General features: G+C 68.7%; 16 protein-coding genes and 1 pseudogene. 4 read left to right on the top strand and 13 right to left on the bottom strand.

The annotated features are described in order from the left end of the window. Window positions 1-63: 63 nt before the first annotated feature. The 3 genes from ACFYXH_RS27020 to ACFYXH_RS27010 are packed head-to-tail and all read left to right on the top strand — an operon-like array spanning window position 64 to window position 5,323. Window positions 64-984, top strand: a complete 921-nt coding sequence (locus ACFYXH_RS27020) for a serine/threonine protein kinase (protein ID WP_389567952.1) — start codon at window positions 64-66, stop codon at window positions 982-984. Window positions 985-987: 3 nt separating this feature from the next. Further along, complete coding sequence (locus ACFYXH_RS27015; protein ID WP_389567950.1) at window positions 988-3,207, top strand: protein kinase; 2,220 nt, start codon at window positions 988-990, stop codon at window positions 3,205-3,207. A 13-nt stretch (window positions 3,208-3,220) separates the two neighbouring features. Next, entirely contained in the window at window positions 3,221-5,323 is a 2,103-nt protein-coding gene (locus ACFYXH_RS27010; protein ID WP_389567947.1) for a PQQ-binding-like beta-propeller repeat protein, read from the top strand. 252 nt (window positions 5,324-5,575) lie between these two features. Here the strand turns inward: ACFYXH_RS27010 and ACFYXH_RS27005 are convergent. Beyond that, window positions 5,576-5,827, bottom strand: a pseudogene (locus ACFYXH_RS27005) (DUF664 domain-containing protein); the annotation flags it as partial. 451 nt (window positions 5,828-6,278) lie between these two features. On the opposite strand from ACFYXH_RS27005, the gene ACFYXH_RS27000 reads away from it, so the two are divergent. Continuing rightward, a complete protein-coding gene (locus ACFYXH_RS27000; protein WP_389567945.1) occupies window positions 6,279-7,076 on the top strand; it encodes a helix-turn-helix domain-containing protein in 798 nt (265 codons plus the stop codon). A gap of 6 nt (window positions 7,077-7,082) precedes the next feature. On the opposite strand, the gene ACFYXH_RS26995 is transcribed toward ACFYXH_RS27000, so the two are convergent. The 12 genes from ACFYXH_RS26995 to ACFYXH_RS26940 form a co-directional block, all read right to left on the bottom strand. Continuing rightward, window positions 7,083-7,727 carry a hypothetical protein gene (locus ACFYXH_RS26995; RefSeq protein ID WP_389567942.1) on the bottom strand — a complete coding sequence of 215 codons (645 nt, stop codon included), beginning with the start codon at window positions 7,725-7,727 and terminating at the stop codon, window positions 7,083-7,085. 1 nt (window position 7,728) lies between these two features. Continuing rightward, window positions 7,729-10,053, bottom strand: coding sequence for a DUF6571 family protein (locus tag ACFYXH_RS26990; RefSeq protein WP_389567939.1), 2,325 nt, complete (start codon window positions 10,051-10,053; stop codon window positions 7,729-7,731). An 11-nt stretch (window positions 10,054-10,064) separates the two neighbouring features. Further along, window positions 10,065-10,565 (bottom strand): hypothetical protein, encoded by a 501-nt coding sequence (locus ACFYXH_RS26985; RefSeq protein WP_389567936.1) that lies wholly within the window; start codon window positions 10,563-10,565, stop codon window positions 10,065-10,067. Between the two features lie 425 nt (window positions 10,566-10,990). After that, window positions 10,991-12,223: a type VII secretion-associated serine protease mycosin gene (mycP, locus tag ACFYXH_RS26980; RefSeq protein ID WP_389567933.1), complete on the bottom strand. Its 1,233-nt coding sequence runs from the start codon at window positions 12,221-12,223 to the stop codon at window positions 10,991-10,993. A gap of 30 nt (window positions 12,224-12,253) precedes the next feature. Further along, the gene (locus ACFYXH_RS26975) at window positions 12,254-13,798 is read right to left on the bottom strand and encodes a hypothetical protein (RefSeq protein ID WP_389567930.1); all 1,545 of its coding nucleotides are present in this window, start codon (window positions 13,796-13,798) and stop codon (window positions 12,254-12,256) included. A 42-nt stretch (window positions 13,799-13,840) separates the two neighbouring features. Then, window positions 13,841-14,260 carry a hypothetical protein gene (locus tag ACFYXH_RS26970; protein ID WP_389567927.1) on the bottom strand — a complete coding sequence of 140 codons (420 nt, stop codon included), beginning with the start codon at window positions 14,258-14,260 and terminating at the stop codon, window positions 13,841-13,843. A gap of 230 nt (window positions 14,261-14,490) precedes the next feature. Continuing rightward, window positions 14,491-16,806 carry a xanthine dehydrogenase family protein molybdopterin-binding subunit gene (locus ACFYXH_RS26965; RefSeq protein WP_389567924.1) on the bottom strand — a complete coding sequence of 772 codons (2,316 nt, stop codon included), beginning with the start codon at window positions 16,804-16,806 and terminating at the stop codon, window positions 14,491-14,493. Then, entirely contained in the window at window positions 16,803-18,146 is a 1,344-nt protein-coding gene (locus ACFYXH_RS26960; protein WP_389567921.1) for a 2Fe-2S iron-sulfur cluster-binding protein, read from the bottom strand. Before ACFYXH_RS26960 ends, ACFYXH_RS26965 begins: the two co-directional genes overlap by 4 nt. Continuing rightward, window positions 18,143-19,039, bottom strand: a complete 897-nt coding sequence (locus ACFYXH_RS26955; protein ID WP_389567918.1) for an FAD binding domain-containing protein — start codon at window positions 19,037-19,039, stop codon at window positions 18,143-18,145. The genes ACFYXH_RS26960 and ACFYXH_RS26955 overlap by 4 nt, the downstream gene beginning before the upstream one ends. 288 nt (window positions 19,040-19,327) lie before the next feature. Beyond that, window positions 19,328-20,986 (bottom strand): beta-N-acetylhexosaminidase, encoded by a 1,659-nt coding sequence (locus ACFYXH_RS26950; RefSeq protein ID WP_389567915.1) that lies wholly within the window; start codon window positions 20,984-20,986, stop codon window positions 19,328-19,330. Window positions 20,987-20,990: 4 nt separating this feature from the next. Beyond that, window positions 20,991-21,866, bottom strand: coding sequence for a carbohydrate ABC transporter permease (locus ACFYXH_RS26945; RefSeq protein WP_389568520.1), 876 nt, complete (start codon window positions 21,864-21,866; stop codon window positions 20,991-20,993). Next, entirely contained in the window at window positions 21,827-22,801 is a 975-nt protein-coding gene (locus ACFYXH_RS26940; RefSeq protein WP_389568517.1) for a carbohydrate ABC transporter permease, read from the bottom strand. The genes ACFYXH_RS26945 and ACFYXH_RS26940 overlap by 40 nt, the downstream gene beginning before the upstream one ends. Window positions 22,802-23,098 lie beyond the last annotated feature (297 nt).

The following is a 23,098-nucleotide window of genomic DNA, read 5'->3' as shown; positions in this document are numbered from 1 at the left end:
CCGGGCCCGCACCGGCACTTGAGTAGGCTCCTGTCGTTCATGACCACCACGGGGGCTTAGCAGATGGAACGAGCACACACGGAACGGCCGCAGGGGCACAGTCCGCGCCAGATCGGGCCGTACTACCTCATCACGCGTCTCGATCCGGCCGGTCCGGGCTTTCCCCCTGCCCCCGAGCGCCGCTTCATCGCGCGCAGCGCGGACGGCGATCGTACGGTGCTGGTCAGGACACCGGGGGAAGGCGTGGATCCCGAACGTTTTCTCGTCGAGGCGGACGCCGCTCGCCGGCTGCTCGGCCCCTGGGTCTCCCCCGTCGCCGAACTGTCGCCGCCGTCCGACTCCCCCTGGTACGCGTCCCCGTACCTCCCCTCGCTGCCGCTTCCCGTGGCCCTCGCCGTCCACGGCGGCCCCCTGCCGGAGCGCACGGTGCGGGCCATCGGGACTGCCCTCGCCGAGACGCTGGCGGGCGCGCACGCGACGGGCATCACGCACGCCGGCCTGTCACCGGCGGCCGTACTGCTGGCGGGCGACGGCCCGCGTCTGACCTGCTTCGGCGCCGTACGCGCCGCCGCCCCGGACGGCGAACAGCGCTCCGGCCTGCCCGGCCTGGAGCCCGGCAGCCTCGCCCCGGAGCAGGCATCGGGCGGCCGCCCGCGCCCGCCGGGGGACGTCTACGCCCTGGGCGCGGTCCTCGCGTACGCCGCCACCGGCCACACGGTCCCGGACAGTGCCGAACTCCCCGAATCCCTGCGCTCCTTGATCTCCCGCTGCCTCACCCGCGACCCGGCGGCCCGCCCGACGGCGGCCGAGGTCCTGCACTCGCTGCCGCCCGCGTCCACAGCGCCGGCGTCAACGGTTCTTGACTCGAGCACCTCGCTGTTGACGCCCGGCTGGCTGCCGGGCCGTGTGGTGGCGGCGGTGGCCCGCCAGTCCGCCGAGGTACTCGCCGCGGAGCTTCGCGTCCCGCAGACCCACGGTGCCTGACCTGTGCTCTCCCCTCTAACGCATGACGATCCCGCCGGTTTCGGTGCGTACCGTCTGATCGCCCGCCTCGGCAGCGGCGGCATGGGCACCGTCTACCTGGCACGCTCGGCCGGCGGCCGGACCGCCGCGCTCAAGACCATGCACGCGGGCATCGCCACCGACCCGGGATTCCGGACCCGCTTCCGGCTGGAGACCGACGCGGCACGCATCATCGGCGGCCATCACGGCGCGATCGTGGTCGACGCCGACCCGCAGGCCGAAACGCCTTGGCTGGCCACCGAATACGTCCTCGGCCCGCCGCTGGACGACGCGGTCGCACTGGCCGGGCCGCTGCCGGAGACGTCGATCCGTGCGCTGGGGGCGGCGCTCGCCGGGGCGCTGGCTCAGCTCCACGCGTCGGATGTCGTCCACCGCGACTTGAAGCCGTCGAATGTCATGGTCACGGCATACGGCCCCAAAATCATCGACTTCGGCATCGCGCGGGCGGCAGGCGACGACCGCCTCACGCGTACGGGGGCGGCAGCGGGAACCCCGGCGTTCATGTCTCCTGAGCAGGCGACGGGCCAGGAACACACCCCGGCGGGCGACGTGTTCGCGCTGGCCGGCGTCCTGGTTCACGCCGCTACGGGCCACGGTCCCTTCGGCGCCGGCCAGGCCGCCGACCTGCTCTACCGCGTCCGCTACGCCGACCCCGACCTGACGGGGGTCCCCGACACTCTGGTCCCGATCCTGACGCGCTGCCTGTCGAAGGACCCGTCGCAGCGCCCCAGCACCTGGGAGCTTGGCACTCAACTCCATGACGGCCAGGGCCAGTTCGCGGACCATCTCCCGGACACGGTCCTCGCAGAGATCGCCCGCCGCGCGACGGAGGTCTGGCAGCACCAGCCGTACCGGCTTCCGGCGCCGGCATACACAACCTCCGCCCACACCACCCGCCAGGCCCCGGCTCTGTCCCGCCGCAAGCTCCTTACGGTCGGCGGAAGTTCGATTCTGGGTGTGGCCGCTGCAGGGGCGGGCGCCTGGGCGTGGCTCGGGCCCGACGCCAACGAGCCGAAGCCGGTCGCCAGTGGCCCGTCCCCAACCGGGTCGGTGGAACCACAGCCCGACTACGCGTGGCAGATCCAAGTGGGTCAGCCGAGCGGCCTCGACCTCTTTCCGGGCTCAGCTTCCGTCCCCTTCCCGGTCGGCGACCAGGTGGTCCTGGCCATCGGCAATGGCTTTGCCGGAGTCGAGGCGTCCACGGGCGCGGGAAAGTGGACCACGGGCAAGCTCGAGGACAACTGGACCGTCACCTCCGACGGTGAACAGGTCTACCGGATCGGCGAGTTGAAAGAGTCCGTCGGCCACAAGGGCAAGGCCTGGCCGCTGGTTGTCGAGTCCCTCGACCTCACCACCGGCAAGGCGAAGAAGCGCCTGCCTCTTATCCAGGAGTTCAACGGGGTGGTCGTAGAGAACCAGCTCATCTGCGCAAGTGGCGGGGCGATCTACCTCGCCGCCGCGGGCAAGGAACGCGACAAGGAGTGGCCGGGTTTCGACAGCGGCCAGTCCTGGTCGCTCGCCGCCGTTGACATTCGTACGGGAAAGGTGCTTTGGAGCCACAGCCTGCCGCGACGACCCGATAAATCCGACCGGCTCCATTTCCTTGCCGGACGGGTCGTTGGAGACCGGCTGATCCTCCTGCAGGAGACAAACCAGGGTTCGGTCCGTGTCGTGGCGCACAACTCCCGCACCGGGGCCGTCCTTTGGGACAAGCCCGCCAATGTCCAGCCGGAGCAGGTACGGGAGCGTCTGGTGACGGACAGCCAGCATGTCTTTATGGGCACGGGGCCACTGCGCGCGCTGCGCCTGACCGACGGTGGTGAGGCCTGGAGCCTGGCCAAGTCCCGGCCCGGAACCGTGTGCGGCCCACCGACGGTCAAGAACGGCCTGGTGTGCGCCGTGCAGAGGGGCCTCGGCGTCATCGCAGTCAACGCCACGAACGGAACAGTCCGCTGGGAGGAAAAGGGCGGCGAGGGTACGAAGGCGGACCTCACCGACGCTCCCGTTGTCGGCGCCAAGTACGTCTACAGCAAGGGACCTTCGGGTCTGCGCGCGATCAACATGTCCTCACGTACGACAGCGAAGACATACAAGACCGTCGGCACGCGCTTCTTCGGCCACGAAAGCGCCAAGGTCGTGATCGCGTACGGCCATCGCTTCCTCGCCGCGTTCCCCCTCCAGTAGAAGGCTTCCCCACATGAACCCGCTCGGCACCGGCGATCCGCTCCGCCTCGGCCCGTACCGTCTCCTCGGCGTGCTCGGCGAGGGCGGGATGGGTAAGGTCTACTTCGCCCAGGACGGCTCCGGCCGCCCCGCAGCCGTGAAGGTGTTGCGCCCCGAACTGGCCCACGACCAGCACCTTGCCCAGCGCTTCGTGCGCGAGGCGCAGATGGCGCAGGCCGTCACCAGCAAGGGAGTCGCGCGGGTCCTGGGGTCGCAGATGGAGGGCGGGCGTCCGTGGATCGCCACCGAGTTCCTGGCAGGACCGACCCTCGACGAAGCGATCCGTACGTACGGGGCGATGGACGATCCGACCGTACGCGCCCTTGCCTCGGCCCTCGCCTTTACGCTCCACGACATCCACGCGGCCGGGCTGATCCACCGCGACCTCAAGCCGGCCAACATCGTGCTGACGTCGGCCGGACCGCGCGTCATCGACTTCGGCATCGCCCGCCCCGAACACGGGCTGACGCTCACCACCACGGGCCAGGTGCCGGTCACGCCTGGCTATGGCGCCCCCGAGCAGATCCTCGGGCAGCGCGTCGGCCCGCCTGCTGACGTCTTCTCCCTCGGAGCCGTGCTCGCCTTCGCATCAAGTGGCCGCCGTGCGTTCGACGCCGGCCATGTCGCCGCTGTGCAGTACGAGGTGGTGCACGGCGAGCCGGACCTGACGCTTGTCTCACCGGCGCTCCAGCAGCTCATCGGCCCATGTCTCGCCAAGGACCCAGGTCTTAGGCCTGCACCCGGTCAGATCCCCTCGGCATTCGCCCCGCCGAAGTGCGCCGATCGCATATGGCGGCGCGGCGGCCTGCTGGCCGACGACATCAAGTCTCGCGAGACGGGCATCGACCGGGTCACCGCCATGGACGGTCCCCGCCCGGTCTCCCGCCGCCGCCTGCTGACCACCCTCGCAGCGGGCGGCACGGTCCTCGCAGCGGGCGGCGGAACGGCGGCATGGTGGCTTCGCCGGGACGAAAACTCCGGGACCGGTACCGAGGGCAGGAAGGAGTCGGGCCCCTTCGACATCCCGCCAGCCGTGACGACACCGAATGCGCCCCTGCTCGACCCGAACAAGGGTGAGATCACCTTCGGTATAGACGCCCCGCCCATCAAGCCCCTATGGGGGCCGTTGAACATCACCGCCGACAACTCGCCTCCGCCCAAGCCGGTACGGGACGTCATCGTCTTCGGCGCCCGGGGAGGCGGCATCGCCGCCCACAGCGTCATCGACGGCAAGCCGCGCTGGACCGCTCCCGACGTAGACGCCTCCGGCCGGTACATCTCCGTGTCCGACCGGCTGATCGCAGCCGTCGGCCCTGGCGGCAAGCTGCTCACCTTCGTCGCTTCCACCGGCGAACGGAAGTGGACCGCTCCGGCCCAGGCCCGCTGCGTACTCGCCTCGGACGACGAGGCGGTGTACCTCGTCACCCAGGACGGCCGGCTGCGTTCCATCAGCCGCTCGGACGCGAGCATCCGCTGGACGGCGCCGAGCCCGGTGAACCTCCTGACCGAGGCCCGCCCCCGTGGCAGGGCCGCCCAGGGCCGCCTGCTGATGTCCGCCTCGGGCGGGCACGTCGTGGCTTTCGACACGCGAGACGGACGCAAGGTGTGGCAGGTCACCTCCGGGCAGACGTCCCCCTACCCTCCTCAAGTGACCGGCGAGAACTGCTACTTCGGTGGCAGGGACCTCCATGCACGCCGGATTTCCGACGGCAAGGAGATCTGGACAACCAAGCCCCACAAGAACTACGACGGGACCCGGGAGAGCTGGGCCGACCCGACCTTGATCGGCGACTCGGCCTTCGCCATGCGCGGACGCTGGGCCCAGCGCGCCAGGCTGTCGGACGGCACGACGATGTGGAAACAGGAGCCTCTGGGAATCGCGGACACCCCTGTGCTGGTCCAGGGCAGCTGCGTCTGGATCCTGAACATTTATCCCGAAGTGCAGGCCATCGAGCCGGAGGAGGGCAGTCCCCTCATCTCGTACACCCCGCGCGGCAAGGTCACGGGCTTCGACGCCGACGGAAACCGCGTCTTCGTGACGACGGAGGGCTGGCTGACAGCGCTGCCGGTGTTCTGAGCACCCTGAGTCAGGCGAGGACGGTACGTATCGAAGTCACCCGCTCCCACGCACACACGCTGCCCCGCGCTCCCGAACACCCGTCCCACGCAAAGTCTGGGCGGGGCCGCTGCTGATTGAGACGCTCGCCGGCCGACGGGGGACTTGGTCAGGTTACGGCGCTTACGAGACAGCCTGGCTTTAAGACCGACCGGCAAATGGATCACTTGAGGCGGCGCGTGGTGGGACGCTCATCCCAGCGGTAGTGAATGGCGGCGTGGCCTCACCTGCGAAGCTTCGCCGGAACCACCATCGCTCTACCTCCGCCATGTGCCGGACCAAGCCAAGGAGGGTGAGGTTCGACGGCTCTACGGGCGCCAATTGGGCTGGCTCAAGCCCGGCGCACTTGGCCAGCAACGTTTCCCGGTGCCAGCTCAGCCAACCCTCCAACATCTGACGCTCAGTTACGGTACCCAGGTCGCCTAGCTGCTTGGTGCGCTCGACCGGTGGTGCTGTCCATGTCATGCATCCACCCTGCACTCCCCTCTGGGAGGGTTCAAGCAGGCAAAATGGCAGCGCGGCCAGGCCGTCCTTTGTGATTACTGAGCGTAGAGAACTCCATGATCGCGTGGACACGTGACCATTCTGATGTCCCCGCCACCTCCCGGGCGCCTATTGCCGGTCGGCCTAAATCGAAGCAATTACCCCGCTCTGACCGTATCGAGGTTTACACAACCCGGCGAGCCCGCGCCCGGTGCGGCGCGACGACCAAGGAGTAAAGAACCGTGGGAGAGAACCCTTCCAACCCACCCCCAGCCCCCATCACTCCTACGAGTGATCTGCCCCAACCTCGCTGGCGCATATGCCGGTTGGCAGTGCAGGCTCGGCCTTGACAACCACAGACACGCGACGGCCCCCGGCCGGGACTGCAATCCCGATCGAGGGCCTGACCACCGAGGAAGTAGACGCTTCCCAGATGGCTGATCCGCAGCTTAACGCGCCCCCGTGCGCGTCGCCTTCCGTTCCCACGTCCGGCATCCGGCACATCAACCGCCGCCACCCGGACCGCTTCACTGTGGTCGGAAACCACCTCACCCAGCACCGCGAACTCTCGCTTACGGCCATCGGCCTGGCCGCCCACATCCAGTCGCTGCCCGCTGGCGCGAAGGTCTCCATCAAGGCCCTCGCCGAGCGCTTCCCGGAGGGCGAGGTCCGCATCGCGGCCGCCCTGCGGGAGCTGGAGGCCCATGGCTACCTCGCTCGTACGCGTGAGCGGCTGCGATCGGGCCGAGTGATCACCCGTACGGTCTCCTACAACAATCCCGGCGCTACGGAGCCGAGTTCAACCCCGTCACCACCAAAGCGCCCGCAGCACGCGCGCCCCGCACCAGTCCTGCCGCTACCCGCGTCGGCGACTACGGCCGCCTTCGATCTCGTCGCGGCCCTACGGTGCGACGACCCACGCCTGCTCCTAGCCGAAAGAGACGTACGCCGCCTCGCCCCGGCGGTCGACGCCTGGCTCGAGCGCGGCGTCACCCCGGAGGCGGTACGGCGCACTCTCACCGCAGCGCTTCCCGGCGGTGCGATCCACCACCCGGCAGCGTTACTCGCCCACCGCCTCACGGCGATGCTGCCGCCACCGCTCCCGGCCGCCCACAAACTGGCCCGCTGCCCGGACCCGCTCCAAAACTGCGATCTCTGCGACCGCGCCTTCCGGGCTCCACAGCCGGGTCTGTGCAGGAACTGCAGCCCACCGGCACCGCCGGCGCCCTGAGCCGGCTCAGGCCGCGGGCTTGGGCACCCCGCTCACCAGCTTGGTGTCGTTCTGGCAGCCCAGATCGGCGGCGACCTTGCGGGCCGCTGCGTTGAGTACCGTGATCTGGAGCCCGGGGAGATCCTTCACCGCGGCCTCGCTCTTGTTCGATCGCTCGAGCTCCGCCGCGACGATGATCTTCTTCGCGGGCTCCTTCATACGGCACTCAAAAAGGATCTTCGCGAAACGGTTCGCGGAGAGCGCATCCTCGCCGGTGATGAAGTAGGAGAAGGTCGACCTGTCCCGGCCCTTCGGAACCACCAAGGCCTCACGGAAGTCAATGTCGAGGGCCGACTCACCGTCCTTTGCCGCCTGCAGTCGGCAAAGGGGAGTGCCGCTCGCCAGCTCCTTCGTCGTGAGCTCGCCGTCCGCTTCTCGCAAGGCCTTGAGCGTCTCATCTGGCAGAGAACGGTCATCGGCGAAATCACCGTCCCCGGCGATCGCCTTGAGGGCATCGAGAGCCGGGGTGTCCTTCGCGAAGCCGTCGCAGACTTCGGCGACAGGCTTGCCCTTCATCGCGTCCTTGCCTCCGTTGTCGGAGGAGCACCCCGCTGCCGCCCCCAGGACGACGACGGCCACGGGCACCATGAACATTCTCAGCGTGGTTCGCATGTCAATTCTTCTTCGGCTTGTACGGGTCGGGCAGTGAGTCGTCCTTGGCATGCAGGCGGCTGTCCTTGACGTACTTGGTCAGCTCTTCCCGAACGTAGTTGCTGTCCTCCTTCTTCCAGCCGGGGGCGTCGGCATACGCGTTGGCCGGCACGAGGGCGTTCTGCTTGCCCGTCTCCAGCGCCTCGTCCTTCAGGTCGTCCGACTTCTTCTTGAGGAGCTCGTCCTCCTCGTACTTCTCCGCAATGTCATCGGCCTCCATACCGAGGAACGTCACCACGGCACCGCCCACGGTTTCCGTGGCCAGCGGAACAAGCACTCCGCCCATGCCGCCGGTCAGCGCCGCGACACCACCCGCAGCCGCCGCGCCCACGCCGAACTTGACCCACTCCGTGGTCCTTCCGACGGCCTTCTTGTGCTCCTCGGAGTCCTTGTCGTAATCCTGGTCGATCTGCGCCATGCGCGACTCGTCGAGGATGCCGTGTGTCTCCGCACCGATCCGCAGCGCGGTCTTGGCGTCGGTGAGGTCCAGATCCTGGGCATGCCCGGAGCCGGGCTTGGGACCGACCTCGTCCATGACACTCGTCGTGTAGATCGTCTGGGCAGCCGACAGCTGGGCGTGGCCGGACTCACTCTGCGCCACGATGCCCATGAAGTTGATCGCGTCGCCCCGGTTGAACAGCAACTCCGTGTCGAACTTGTCGCCGAAGCGGGAGTGACCGTTCTTGCCGTTGGCTCCGAAGGGCGAGTCCGTCACCTCCTGCATGGAGGAGCCGTTCTCCTGCTCCAGCGACCGGTCCAGCTCGTCGATGTACGCCGCACCCATCTTGCCGAGGCTGTCATCGATGCCCGGCTGCTCGTGCATGTGCTTCGGTTCGCCGCTGTAGTACTCGACGACCTTCTGCATGACCTCGGCGTTCTCAGCCGTACGGACATCCTTCAGACCCTCGGCCGGAGCGTCGTACGGATGGCCCGTCGTGGCGGACTCCAGCGCATGGCCCAGCGCGTCGTAGCCGGGCTCCTTGCTCATCCTGCCCTTGTCGTTCAGCTCCTCGGGCCAGTCCCGGTCCTTGGAGAAGTAGTCGAACGCATTGAGCTTCTTGTCGTCCTTGCTGTTCTCCGGAGTGAGGTCGATGTCGCTGTTGAAGAACTCGGTCGACGCCTTCGGGTTGTGGCCGAGCGCCTCCATGAAGCCGGACATCGGGTCCTGGCCCGCACCGCCGCCGATCCAGTTGAGGTGCGCCTGCTGCGGCTGGAACCAGGCCCGGCCGGGCGGATGAGAGCCGCCGTGTGTGATCTTGTCCTCGGCCACGACGAGCGCGTTGCCGTAATTGCGCAGGAACTTGTCGTCGTAGTCCCCGACGCGCATCAGGTTGCTCATGACCTGGAAGCCGTACGGATGCGCACCACGCGACTGAATGGGCTCGCTGCCGGCCTTGATCACATCCGCCTTCCACTGCTCCATCTCGGGGCTGGTGGAATGCGTGGCAGCGGCCAGAGTCATGCTCCAGTTTTTCTGAAGCTCCGCCAGCTTGTCGCGGTGGTCGATGCCGAGGCGGCTGGGGCCGTCACCCGGAACACCCATGTCGGCCCAGTACTCCAAGCTCCCCTTCGGACCCACTTCGAGGGCGAATCGCTCGGCAAAGTACGGGTCGCCCTTGTTGTCCTTGAAGTACTTGTTGAGCTTGTCGATCTCCTCCGCAGTGGCGTCGTCACCCTTCTTGACGATCTTCGCCGCCTCCTTGGCATCCTCTGCGTCTTGAGCTTTGGAGGCATCCTTGAGGGAGTCGTAGTCAGTACCGGAGAAGTTGCTCTCGTCCGTGCCAACGACCGTGCGCAGAGCTCGAGATGCCACATCGTCGGCATCGTTCGCCTTGTCAATGGCAGCCTTGATGGCAGACCTCATCGCATCGAAGTCGGCCTGTTCGGGCTTGGGCCCGTCGTAGTTCTTACTCCTGCGATCGGGATGGATCAAGTAGCTGACGACGCCGTCGGGATCAATACGGATTCCCTTACCCGGCGCCTCTTCGACCAGCTTCTCGAGCGATTCCTTCGCCGATTTGAATTCGGCCAGCGAGTCCCGAAGGATGTTCCGGATGCTGTCCGCCACCTTGGCGGCGTCTCCGAACTCCTTGGCGGTCTTCTTCACGAAGGGGCGAGTTACGCCCGCGTTCTCGCCCTCCCAGTCGGCCTTGTCGGCCTTCGTACGGAGACCGTTTTCCGCCTTCTCCTCCAGCTTCACGAGCTTGTCGTACGTCGCACCCCAGTCCGTAACAGATTCCTTGAGGCTCCCGAGGCGAACATGGAGAACCTGGTCAAACGTCGGCATCTGCGCGCCCCTCAGCTGAAGTGCTCGGAAATCTTGGACATGGTGAAGTTGGTGACGAGCACTTCTTCGTGATTGGTGTGGTTGAGGACCGTGTCTTCAAGGTGATTGTGGATATGCGCGCAGGCGCTCAAGAGCGTTTCGGACTGGGTGCGCCACTTGTCCCAGGCAGTCCACATGCCCGAACCCGTCTTGAAGCCGTCCTGATCAAGGCTCGTGGAGGCGGTGTCGGTCTGAGCTCCGGCGTGGAACGCGGCGGTTTCGAGACCGTGGTAGAGCTCCTGAGCCTCATTGCCGATGGCCTGCAGGTCCTTGGACGTGACCTTGTAGTCCGCGGCTCCGCCGCTGCTGCCTCCTCCGCCCTCCGCAGGCAGCTGGTTGAGTCGCATGGTGGTCGCACCCGACCGTGCGCTGGCCCATTCCTCGTCGAACGACATCGTTCTTCCCCGTTGCTGAGTGCCGTGGCTACTGGACTGAAGACTGGCGGTGATGCGTGCGCTGAGCGCGATGTTCAAAGCTGTCCGGGTCCGGGAGGGCAAAGCCGACCTCTGGTTGCCGGAGAGGGCGCAGCAGCTTTCCGAGCCACGCTCGGCTCGCCCTCGCTTCGCAGCAAGACTTCCTCTCCGCTTACCACAGCTTCAAAGCCACTGTAGTGAGCAGGGGGGTCGTTGCGCACCTCAAGATTGCATACGCAATGAGTGGCAGATCGTGAGGAGTTGGGCATCACGCCCCATCTGAGACCCGATTGTGAGGCAGTTCCAAGCCCTGCTCCGGGTCGTACAGCCAACGTCACCACAGAGCGTTCGAAAGTTCCACGATGCGAATGCGCGGTGCGGGCAAAGAGATTGGTGCAGCAAGTCTGCAAGCGGAACGACGCACGAGAGCCGAGGCAGGAAGTACGCGTTCAGCGCGCGCACCCCCTGAAGGCGATCCGGACGTGTCAGGCGTTGCGACGACGGGAGCGGATGACAGGGACAGCGACGGCGGTGCCGATGAGGGCTGCGGCGCCGATGCCGAGGGCGATGAAGAGGCCGGTGTTGCTGTCGTCCTTTGATGCAGGCGCCGCGTCCGCTGACTGCTTGTTGTCGGACTCAGCCCCGCCTGCGGCAGCCTTGGAGGGCTGCGAGGAAGGCGACTTGGGGGCGGCGGACGCGAGGTCCGGGAGTGGGTATTCGTTGGCCGGGCCCGGGTCGCCGGGGGTTTGCAAGGCGATACGCGGGCGCACCGTCCCGTAGCCGAGGAAGTCGGTACGCTTCTCTCCGCTCCTCGGGCTGCCGGCCGTGTTGAGCATGACGCGGAGGACTTGGTTGTTGGTCCACTCCGGGTGTTTGGACCAGATGAGCGCGGCGGACGCAGAGGCGAGAGCCGTCGCGTCACTGGTACCGCTGCTCTTGCACAGCCGCGTGTCCTTGGTGCAGGGACCAATGATGTCCGCGCCGGGCGCGACAAAGTCCACGAGCGGCCCAAATTGGGACACCTCGATCTTCTTGCCGTCCTTGCCGATCGCGCCCATTCCCACAACACCGGGAGTAGCGGCCGGGAATTCGATGTCGCTGTCGCCTTCATTTCCGACAGAGGCGAAGATGAGCGAACCCTTGTCGAGGGCGTACTTGACGGCGCTCGTCAACTCCGGCGATCCGTGGATGACGCCCTGCGAAATGTTGATGACCTTGGCGCCTCTGTCGACGGCGAATCGGATGGCCTCGCTGGCCGGCTTCTGGTATTCGTCGGCCTGATCCTGCCTGTTGCCACCAAGTTCTTTATCCACGAGGCGGATGGGAAGAATCTTGGCCCCCGGCGCAAGCCCAAGGGCTCCATTCCCGCCGTCCATCTTCCCTGTACCGGCGATGATGCCTGCCATGGACGTGCCGTGGCCTTCAAGGTCGGTGTGTTCATCGCCCCGCTTCCCTGCGACCATGTCCTTGCCCGGCAGAACCTGGCCTTGGAGGTCGGGGTGCGTGGGGTCGACACCACTGTCAATGACTGCAACCGTGACGCCCTTGCCGGTGCTGACCTTCCACATTTCCTCGGCGTGCATGGCATCCAAATGCCACTGCGTCGAACGGACGGACTCCGCCAGAGCCGGTGTGGCAGCAGAGCCCACCAGCAGTAGGCCCAGCGACGCCGCGACAACGAACCTGCGACGGCGCGATCGAATACTGCTGGTCGACATCTGCTTCCTTTGACCTCTATGTGGGGGTGATTAGTCGATGACCGGCGGGACGACGCGCCGGCTGCCCTGCTGCCAGGTCTCCTCGTCCTCCGACAGGTAGTCCGGACGCTCACCGCTTTGATCGTCGCGTCGAGAGTTGGCGCCGTGTGTCCCCGGAGGGACCGCTCCGGCGCGACCTACCTGTCCAGGGTGCGCACCGCCGCTGACGCTCGCGTTCTGGCCTCGGACGAGACCCGAGCCGCCAGGCGTAAAGGGACGGGCACCCGTCTGTCCGGGCTGCTGCGGTCGGCCTCCGACCACCCCGCCCACTTCGGACGCCAAGCGGCGCCCACCAGAAATGCCGCTCTGGCCCGCGCCTCCTATGGGACCGCCGCCGTGCATGCCGGCCATTCCGCGCCCCATCGGCCCGCGGGCGCCCGTGGTCCCTTCGTTGCCGATCACCGTGCTGCGGGGAATTCCGACCGCAGGGCGGCCCGTGTTCGGCGTGACAGGGCGACCGCCAACAATGCCGTTCTCACGCGGCATCCTCGACGCGATTCCGCCCTGGCTAGGCGGCATCACACCACGGCCGCCGACGATCGCCTTGCCAGGCGCACTGGTGGCTGGCCCAACTGATTTGCCACCGAACGCGGGCGGTATCACGCCGGGCGGCACAACGCTCGGACCATCGGGCTTCACTGCCGGGGGTACCGTGCCGGTCGTCGGGGGGAACTGGGTCTGCGGCGGCAGGGTGTCGACGCTGTCGATCCCCAGGTTCACCGGGCGCTCGGGCTGGACCTGCCCACGCTGCTCTGCATGCGCCACAGGCTGAGTGGAGTCCGAGGACGTTGTGTGGACAGTGCTCTTAGCGGGAGAGGTCCGGTCGAACTGACCGTGTCCCTGCCTCTCAGTTCCAACGGTGGAGACGGATCTGCTGTACGACGGCGCCTCCGGCACAAAACGGTCCGGCGGCGACGGAAAGACCGGCACCTTCTGCGCGTTCATCTGGCTGGCACTCTCCGCGTACGTGCCCGCCAGCCTTCTCATGTTCTTGATCGCCTCTTGGCGAGCTTCCTCCCTCGCCGAGCTCGCCGCAGCCAAGGCCTCCGGAGAAACCTTGCCCTTCTCGTCCGGTGGCGGCTGGAACGTGTTGATGGTGGCTCGCGCGCTGGATCCGATCGACTGCGAATCGGGGTCGTTGTGGTACTTGCGCGCGGCTTCCGCGTTGGCCTGGGCGCTTCCCAGACTGTCAGGCATGGCGCTGTGGGCGGACGCGATCGCCGTTGAAGCGATCGAGAGCCAGTAGGCGGAATCGCCGCTGTAGACAGCCAATGCCCTCGTGGAACTGATCGTGCTCTCACCCCACTTGATGAACGCCGTACCCGCCTCTCCCGTCCAGTGCACGTCTTCCATGTGCTTCTTGAGGTCGTCTGCCAGCTCATCGAGTGCCTTCGCGGCATCTTTGAGCCGATCGGAGATGCCCGCGACAGTTCCACTGCTCGAAGGCGTCAGCCATGCCCACATGTCGTCATGGGTCATGCTCTGGAAGTCGGTCTTCACACCGCCATCGCCGCCGCCCTTGGCACCCTTACCCATGTGTCGTCACCCCTCTCCCCCGTTGTCCTCGGCCCAGCGTCATCAGGTGTCAGCGCCCTGGTCGACCGGCTGCTCCGTGTGCTCCCTGGCCCACGCGCCCGTGTGCTGGTGCAGGGCCTGCATCCGTCGCTTGACGTCGGCATCCATCTCTTCATAGCCGCTCTGCGAAGCGCGGACGGCGATGCTCAGACCGTCCACCGAATCCGACAGCATCTTCGAGAGCTGCTTCAGCTGCGCGACGACCGACTCGTACGCATCGAAGAGCTCCTCCGCCTCGATGAACGCGCCTTGTCCCCCACCTAGTTCGTTACGAACCATCTTCTCGTCAGCCAGCTGCTTCGGTGAAGCCTGCGACCCCAGAAGCTTCGTCAGGATGCCATCGGCCTTCTTGCGAAACTTCTCCAGCGTCTCGGCCTCGACCAGCATCGCCTGCTGCGGATTGACGTTCCACAGCGTCTCCATCGAGCTGGGCGGCTTAGGCACTGGCGGCCCGTACACCGGCGGCGGTACCCGCGGCCCGTACAACGGCGGCACCTGCGGCCCGTACAACGGCGGCCCGTATACCGGGCCCACCGCCCCGCCTTCCTCTGCCACGAACGCCTCCCCGTTTACACACGTCTACAGGGATCACTGTACCGAGCCCCAAGGACAGTGCGCGCCCTTGGATTGCACGTGCAATGAGCGTCACACGGTCACGAGTTGGGAACAGCCACCGCCGCCTGAGGCCTTATCGGCAGCCTGTTGATCGGGCGCCCCGTTGCCGCGCGTACCGCCGACGCCACCGCCGCCGGGGACGTCACCACCGGGGCCGCGCTTGCCGGCTTGGCCCCGAAGGGGGCCACCACGTCCCGTTCCTCGACCAGTTTCACGATGCGAATGTCCGGAGCGTCAAGAGATGTCGGGAGTGCGTAGCCCGTCAGGTCCGGGTGGCGGACCAGGCCGCGGGCCGTGCGGAGGTTTTCTGTCAGGGCCGTGCCGACGCCCTGGGTGACGCCGGCTTCGATGCGGGCGTTCAGTTGGGCCGGGTTCAGGACGCGGCCCACGTCCTGAGCCACCGCCATTTCGACCACGCGGACCGAGCCCAGTTCGATGTCGACGTCCACCACCGCGCGGATCGCGCAGAAGGCGAGGCCCACGAAAGCGTCTCCCTGGCCCGAGTCGTCGAGAGGTTCGGTCGGATGGGGGCGGCACTGGGCCGTTGCCCACAGCTCCTTGCCGTCCATCGCCTCCGTGACGGTGGTCGAGAGGACACCGTCGTACGACGTGATCTTGCCGTCGGTGATCTGGAGCAGCTCCGTGGACATGCCGAACTTGTGGGCCAGGGGCTGCAGAAGCTGGGTGCGGACCATCTTCGCGGCCCTCTCGACCGCGCCGCCCGAGACCCACGTGTGGCGGCCGTGGGCCGCCGGGCCCGCCGGGGGCTGGTCCGTGTCGACCGAGGCCACGCGGACCTCTTCGATGCCCAGCGTCTCCTGGACGATCTGGCGGGCGAGCGTGGCGAAGCCCTGGCCCGTTTCCACTGCCGCGCAGATGACGGTCGCGATTCCGTCGTGGACCTTGACCGTGGCTGTGGAGACTTCGTCGGTGCCTTCCGCGCCGAGCATGTGGACCATGCCCAGTGCGTAGCCGACGCCGCGGCGGATCGCTCCCGGTTCGCCCGCGCCCTCCGGGCCGCCCGGGAGCAGCCAGTCGTTCTCCGGTGAGTCCTTGGGGAGGTCGGGGAGCGGGAAGTCCCGTACGGCGTGAAGGAGTTCCGCGACAGGCGCGGGGCAGGTGACCGTCTGGCCGGTGGGGAGGATGTCGCCGGTGGCAAGGGCGTTGCGGAGGCGGAGTTCGGTGGGGTCGAGGCCGAGCTTTGCGGACAGTTTGTCCATCTGGGCCTCGTAGGCCGCGCACACCTGCATCGCTCCCTCGCCGCGCACATGGCCCGAGGGAGGGTTGTTCGTACGGACCGCCCAGCCCTCGATGAAGGCGTGCGGGACGACGTACGGGCCGCAGGCGAAGGCGACCGCGGCCGCGAGCGATTCGGAGGAGGCGTCGGCGTACGCGCCTGCGTCCAGCAGCAGTTGGGCCTCGATCTTGATCAGGTGGCCCTCCGCGTCCGCGTGGTGGCGGTAGCGCAGCAGCGTGGGGTGGCGGTGGGCGTGGCCGAGGAAGGACTCCTCGCGGGTCGCCGTCAGCTTGACCGGGCAGCCCGTCTTCAACGCCAGCAGGCCGAGCGGGAGTTGGAAGCCCGGGTCCTCGCGGTCGCCCGTCGCGCCCGGGACGCCCGTGACGACGACCTTCACCCGGTCCGGCTCCAGGCCGAAGCACGCCGCCGCCAGATCGCGGTCCGTGTGGGGGTCGGTCGAGGCGACGTACAGCTCCACGCCGCCGTCCGGGCGCGGGACGGCCAGGCCGGCCTCGGCGCCGATCGGGGCCGGGTCCTGGCGGCCGATGCGGTAGAGGCCCTCGACGATCACGTCGCCCGCCACATCGGGGTCGCCGTAGCGGAGCGGGATGTGACGGATCAGATTGCCGTCGGGGTGCAGTGGTTCGGCGGCGAAGGCCTTCTCGGGGTCGGTGACCGGTTCGAGGAGTTCGTACTCGACCGCGATCGCCGCCGCCGCGAGGCGGGCCGTGTCGGGGTGGTCGGCCGCGACCGCCGCGATCGCCTCGCCGTGGTGGCGGACCAGCTCGGAGGCGAAGACGGGACGGTCGGCGATACGCCTGCCGTACGACGAATCACCCGGAATGTCCTCGTGGGTGACTACTGCCCGCACTCCTGGCATGTCCAGCGCCGCCGAGGTGTCGATCGAGCCGATACGGGCGTGCGGGTGCGGGGAGCGCAGGATCGCCGCCCACAGCAGGCCCTCGGCCCACAGGTCGGCGGCGTACGGAAACGTGCCCTCGGTCTTGGCGCGGGCATCGGCCGGCGGGAGGGAAGCGCCGAGGCCGTGGGCGGGCGGCTGCGGCTGAGGGCCGTCGACCGCCTGGGGCGTCGCAGTGGTGGCCGCGTCGTTGCTCACGCCATGCCTCCGTCGTGCGGGTGGAGCTGCACACTACCTGCACCGGGGGGCGCCTGGTGCGGGATGCGGGCTTCCTCGCTCGCCTCCGCCGCGGCCACGGCGCTCGCTCCGCGCTCGGCGACCACTTCGCGTACGGCATCGAGGACGCCCCGGTAGCCGGAGCAGCGGCAGAGATTGCCGCACAGGGCCTGCCGCGTCTCGAGCTCGGTGGGGGCGTGGTTGCCCTCGAGGAGGTCGTGGAGGGTCATGGCCATGCCGGGGATGCAGAAACCGCACTGGACCGCGCCACAGGCCGCCAGAGCACGCTGGACGTCGGACGGTTCGCCGTCGGTGGCGAGGCCTTCGACCGTACGCACCTCGGAACCCGCCGCGGTCGCCGCGGGGACCAGGCAGGAGGCGACGAGACGGCCGTCGACCTGGACGTTGCACGCGCCGCACTCGCCCTGCGAGCAGCCGTCCTTGGCGCCCGCGAGACCGAGTCGTTCGCGCAGTACGTAGAGCAGGGATTCGCCGATCCAGGCGTCGGTGACGGGGCGGTCGGTGCCATTGACCCGCAGGACGTAGGAGGTGGGCGGATGCTCGTCGCTGCCGGTGGAGGAGGTGGGGAGGGGCTCCTCCTCGGGGCTCTCCGCTGGAGCTTCCTCAGCGGCCTCCTCAGGGGCTGCGGCGGTCTCCTCGGGGGCTCCTTCGGACTCGGCCGGCCCCTCCACCGCCGAAGGCCCTTCCACCGGCGAAGGCTCCTCCACCGCCGCGGGCTCCTGTGCCGTCGCCCACGGCGCGGGCGCTCCGCCCGGCAGCGTCGCCGGGGCGTCGGGCGACGGCGCCCACGGGGCTGTCGCACCGCCCGGCAGCGTCGCCGGGGCCGTATCGGCCCACTGGGACTGCAGCGCCGTCGTGGTGAACTCGCCCGACTCCTCCGGCAGGTCGCCGCCCGCCACCGGAATCGTCCACTGGCCGGTCAGCTCCGAGGCGGCCTGGACCGGCTCGGTCTCGTTGAAGGTCCACTGGCCCGTGGCGTGCGGGTCGGCGGGCCCCGTGTATCCGGACGCCGGTTCCGGCCACCGCACCGCGGGCGGCTCCCCGTCCGCCTGGTGCGCGGCCCACGCGCCCGTCGCCGCCGGATCCGTCGCGTCCGCGGGCGTCAGTGGCGTGATCATCGGCGGTACGTAGCCATGGCCCGGCGCCTCGAGCGGCGCCGCGTCCAGCGCGCCCTCGGGCGGCAGCTGCAGGAAGGCCGTGGCCTCCGCGTCGTACTCGCCGCCGTGCGGAATCGGCTGCCAGCCGCCCTGCTCCGGCGGGAGCTCGTGCGGCAGTTCGTGCGGATTGTCCTCATTGCTCACGACAGCGCCCTCCCCAGTGCACGTCGGGCCAGCGCGGCGACCGTGCGCCGCAGATGCAGTACGGCGGGTGGCAGCGCGGGTGGCTCCTCGCCCTGCACGGCCGGGGCCGGATCCGGGATGCACGCCGCCGCGACGTACTCGCCGAATGCCGCCAGCGCCTCGGTCGCCAGGCCCCGCTCGCCGTCCCAGTCGATCAGCGACGCGATCCAGCGCTCCGCCTCCAGCGGCCGCAGCGGCATCGGCGCGATCGCACCCACCGCGCAGCGCACCCCGCGCCGCGCCGGGTCAAGGACGACGGCGACGGATGCGGTGGCGCGGCCGGGGCCGGTCCGGCCGGTCGCCTTCAGGAAGACCTGCGGGGCGTGCAGCAGGGGTACGCGGACGAATCCGATGAGTTCTGCGGGGGCGAGCATCTCGCGGCCGGCCAGCAGATGGGAGACGGGGATCTCGCGGCGTGCGCCGCCGGGTCCCGCGATCACCAGGTCCGCCTCGAGGGCGGCCAGTACGGGCAGGGTGTCGCCGGTGGGGGCGGCGGTGGCGATGTTGCCGCCGAGCGTGCCCGCGTTACGGATCTGAGGCGGGCCCGCGGCGCGCGCGGACGCGGCCAGCGCGGGGATGAGGGCCGCGAAGTCGGGCCGTCCCATCCGGGCGTGGGTGAGTCCGGCGCCGAGCAGCGCATGCCCGTCCATGTAGCGCCAGCCGCGGATCTCGCTGATACGGCCGAGGCCGACGAGGCCCGCGGGGCGGAGTTGGCCCTTGTTGACGGCGGCCATGAGGTCCGTACCGCCGGCGACGGGCACGGCGGCGGGCATGGCGTCGAGCGCCGCCACGGCCTCGTCGAGCGAGGCCGGCAGCGTCACCGACTGCGCCGCCTGCGGTGCGTGCGTGGTCACCCAGCTGCCCCTTCCCGGTGTCCCGGCTGTCCCGCCTGTGTTGCCGTACCGTACGTGCTCACAGCCCGGACGTGGCAACTCTGGCACATCTTCCGAGCCGACCGACGAGAGGGTCCGCGAAGGGCACATCCGTACCGGATGCCCCCACTCGTGACGATGGTCCGATTTGCAACACCATCGCCACCACGTGCGGATTGCCACTCTTCGGCGAGCCTTGTACGACTTATTCCTTACGGGCTTCCACGGTCCCAGGCTCTGCGGCGCAGGACACACAGCTTTACACCGGGCTCACACGTTTGGGGGCGCACCCTCGATCGGGCGTCCGATCACGCCGGGTCGCTTCTGCCACGGCAACGGGCCGCCGGGCGGGCGGTAATCGACGCCGAGCGCGTCAAGGCGCGCGTAGTGGGCGGTCATTCGCCGCTCGAAGTCCGCGAAGTCGCGCTCGGCGGGCGCAGGGAGTGCGGACCAGGCGACCTCGGCGAAGGCGGCGAGCCGCGGGAAGACCTGGTAGTCGACGCGGGAACGGTCCTGCATCACCTCGGTCCAGACGTTGGCCTGGGTGCCGAGGATGTGCGCGGCGGCCTCGGGCGACAGGGACGGGGGCACGGGCTCGAAGCGGTAGACGTCCTCGAGGGTGCGTACGTAGCCGATGGGCATCGGCTCGTCGGGGCCGCCGTGCTGGCGGTGGTCCAAGTACACCTGCTGCTCGGGGCACATGACGACGTCGTGTCCTGCTTCGGCCGCGGCGATCCCGCCGGCGTATCCACGCCAGGAGGAGACGGCGGCGCCCGGGGCGAGGCCGCCCTCGAGGATCTCGTCCCAGCCGATGAGACGGCGGCCGCGGTCGGCGAGCCAGCTGTCGAAGTGCCTGATGAACCAGGACTGGAGCTCGTCCTCGTCGGCCAGGCCGAGTTCCTTGATACGGGCCTGGGCGGCCGGAGAGGCCTTCCACTGGTCCTTCGGGCACTCGTCGCCGCCGATGTGGATGAAGGTGGCGGGGAAGAGTTCGAGGAGCTCCTCGAAGACGCCCTCGTAGAAGCGAAGGGTGTTGTCAGTGGGGGCGAGTACGTTCGGGTTGATACCCCAGTTGTCCCAGACGGAGAGGGTGGTTGTGTCGATGACGTCGGTGTTGCCCAGTTCCGGATACGCGGCGATGGCGGCCTGCGAGTGGCCGGGGATGTCGATCTCGGGCACGACGGTGATATGCCGCTCGGCGGCGTACGCGACGATTTCGCGGATGTCGTCCTGGGTGTAGTAACCGCCGTGCGGCCTCTCGTCCCAGAGCGCGGAGGCGCGGTGACCGTATTTGGTGCGTTCCCGCCAGGCACCGACTTCCGTCAGCCTCGGATGGCGCTTGATCTCGATGCGCCAGCCCTGGTCGTCGGTGAGGTGGAAGTGGAAGACGTTGAGCTTGTGGGCGGCGAGCAGGTCGAGGTGGCGCAGGACGTCGTCCTTGGGCAGGAAGTGCCGTGAGACGTCGAGCATGAGGCCGCGCCAGGGGAAGCGGGGGCTGTCCTCGATGACCTGGTGCGGGACGCCGCGCCAGGCTTCCGGGTCCGGGCACGCCCGTCGGTGCGCATCAGGACCGAGGAGTTGACGCAACGTCTGGGCTCCCCAGAACACCCCGGCGGAGCTGCCGCCCACGATCTCGACGGCCGACGAGACCGTGAGGCGGTAGGCCTCGGGCGCCAGGGACGGATCGATCAGCAGCGTGATGGTGTGGTCGGCTCCGGCCGCGCCCGGGGGCAGATCGCGGCCGAGGGCGGTGCCCACGACCGTACGGAGCCAGCGGGCGACGCCCTCCGTGCCGGGAGCCGCGGCGAGTGCGGTACCGGTGGCGAAAACGAAGGGGGTGCGGTACGGACCGTCGACAGTCCGCGGCGCCGGAATCAGATCCGTGGAAGTCGGCGTAGAGGTCGATGTGGAGCTCTCTGCGGAGGTCATCGCGTCAGTCCTTCACCGCGCCGCCGAGTCCGGAGACCAGACGTCGCTGTACGAGTACGAAGAAGACGAGCACCGGCACGGTCATCACGGTAGACGCTGCCATGATCCCGCCCCAGTCGTTCTCGTCCGGCTTGAAGAAGACCAGCAGCGCCATCGGCAGCGTCGACTGCGAGGTGTCGCTGATGATGAAGGACTTGGCGAACAGGAAGTCGTTCCAGGTCGAGATGAACGAGAACACGCTCGTCGCCACCAGCCCCGGGAAAACCAGCGGGAAGAGGATCTGCCACAGGAAGCGCGTCCGGCTCGCGCCGTCGATGTACGCCGCCTCCTCCAGCGCATCGGGGACCGCCTTCACAAAGCCGCGCAGCATCCAGATCGCGAACGGCAACGAGAAGGCGATATGCGGCAGGATCAGCGAGCCGAGGGTGTTCAGCTGACCGAAGTCCCGCATGAGGAAGAACAGCGGGATCGTCAGCGCCTCGATCGGCACCATCTGCGCGACCAGGAACATGATCAGCAGGGTGGTGCGGTACTTGAAGCGGAACCGGGTGACCGCCGTCGCCGCCAGGAAGGCGATCAGTGCGGAGACGACGACGACCACCCCCGCGACGAACAGGCTGTTGAGGAAATAACGGCCGAATTCCTGCTGTTCGAAGACGCGGCGGAAAGAGTCGAGCGAAGGGGAAAGCGTCCAGGGCCGTGCCTCGGTCGACTGGATCTCGCCTGCCGGCTTGAGGGCGGAGAGCACCATCCAGTACAGCGGGAAGGCCACGACGACCGCGATGACGAGCGCGGATGCCTCGGCGGCGAGGCGCCAGGGGCGGTGGATGCGGGGCAGGCTCACAGCTCTTCTCCCTGGCGTCGCAGCAGTCGCAGATATACGAGGGTGACCGCGAGCAGAATCAGCAGCATCACGACGCCGATCGCCGAGCCCAGGCTGTACTGCGAGGACGCGAAGGCTTTCTGATAGGCGTACACATTGAGCACGAGATTCTGTCCGGCGATGCCTCCGCCGTTCGTCATCACATAAATCTGGGTGAAGACCTTGAAGTCCCAGATGATCGACTGGATGGTGACGACCACGAGAATGGGGCGGAGCATCGGGGCGGTGACGGAGCGCCAGATCCGCCATTGCGAGGCGCCGTCGAGCGAGGCCGCCTCCAGCACCTCTCCGGGGATCGCCTTGATGCCCGCGTACACCGTCACCATCACGAACGGGAATGAGCACCACACCACTTCGAGGAGTACGAGCGCGAAGGCGCTGTAGCGCCCGTACGTCCACGAGAAGTCGCCGAGGCCGAGGAGCCGGTTGACGGGTCCGTAGTCCGGGTCGAAGAGGAAGACCCAGACCGTGGACCCGGTGATGGCCGGGGTGGCCCATGCGCCGAGTGCGGCCAGCATCAGCGCGAGGCGGGGCAGGGCCCGTACGCGCGTCAGCAGGACGGCGAGGCCGCAGCCCACGGCGAGCGTGGTGACGACGCAGGAGGCGGCGAAGACCAGGGTCGCGAGCAGGACCTGCCAGAACTGGCTGTCGGCGAAGAGGGGGCGGTAGTTGCCGAGCCCCTGGAAGGTGGTCGGTTCGCCGCCGCTGACCTGTGCCTGGGTGTACTCCAGGAAGGAGATCAGGCCGAGCTGGTAGATGGGGTAGACGAGCAGCCCGCCGAGGACGACGAGCGCGGGAGCGAGGTAGAGCCACGGCGTCCAGCCCCCGCGCCCCTGTCCGCGCCGGGGCCCGCGGTATGCGCGCGCCTTCCCGGCACCCTGGGCACCCTGCGGGCCGTCCGGGCCGCCCTTGCGCCCCGAGCCCGCAGGCACCGCGGGCACCGCGGCTGCGCCGGACCGGCCGGCCGCGGAGGTCCCGACGCGCGGGCCCGGGATGCCTCGGACGCCCGCACTGCCGACGGCGACCGAGGCGTCGGTCGACGCGCCGGCCCCGACTGCGGACGCCGCCGTGTCGGCCGACGCAGCCGACTCAGCGGCAGACGCAGCCGCCCCCGTTGCCGCGCCCACCCCGTCGGCAGGCGCAGCGGCCTCGGTCGAAGCGCTCGCGGAGCCGCCGGTCTCGTCGACCGCCGCAGGAGCACCGACTGCGCGCGGGCCCGGGATGCCTCG

This window comes from Streptomyces sp. NPDC002730 (assembly GCF_042888805.1).
Classification (GTDB): Bacteria; Actinomycetota; Actinomycetes; order Streptomycetales; family Streptomycetaceae; genus Streptomyces.
This window is presented reverse-complemented; position numbering and strand designations above follow the sequence as displayed.

Bases quoted from the DNA above. Each gene is read 5' to 3' on its own strand.
- ACFYXH_RS26975 (WP_389567930.1), bottom strand. From the start codon at position 13,798: ATGGGTAAGGGTGCCAAGGGCGGCGGCGATGGCGGTGTGAAGACCGAC.
- ACFYXH_RS27020 (WP_389567952.1), top strand. From the start codon at position 64: ATGGAACGAGCACACACGGAACGGCCGCAGGGGCACAGTCCGCGCCAG.
- ACFYXH_RS26950 (WP_389567915.1), bottom strand. From the start codon at position 20,986: ATGACCTCCGCAGAGAGCTCCACATCGACCTCTACGCCGACTTCCACG.
- mycP (WP_389567933.1), bottom strand. From the start codon at position 12,223: ATGTCGACCAGCAGTATTCGATCGCGCCGTCGCAGGTTCGTTGTCGCG.
- ACFYXH_RS26970 (WP_389567927.1), bottom strand. From the start codon at position 14,260: ATGGAGACGCTGTGGAACGTCAATCCGCAGCAGGCGATGCTGGTCGAG.
- ACFYXH_RS27010 (WP_389567947.1), top strand. From the start codon at position 3,221: ATGAACCCGCTCGGCACCGGCGATCCGCTCCGCCTCGGCCCGTACCGT.
- ACFYXH_RS26995 (WP_389567942.1), bottom strand. From the start codon at position 7,727: ATGCGAACCACGCTGAGAATGTTCATGGTGCCCGTGGCCGTCGTCGTC.
- ACFYXH_RS26990 (WP_389567939.1), bottom strand. From the start codon at position 10,053: ATGCCGACGTTTGACCAGGTTCTCCATGTTCGCCTCGGGAGCCTCAAG.
- ACFYXH_RS27000 (WP_389567945.1), top strand. From the start codon at position 6,279: ATGGCTGATCCGCAGCTTAACGCGCCCCCGTGCGCGTCGCCTTCCGTT.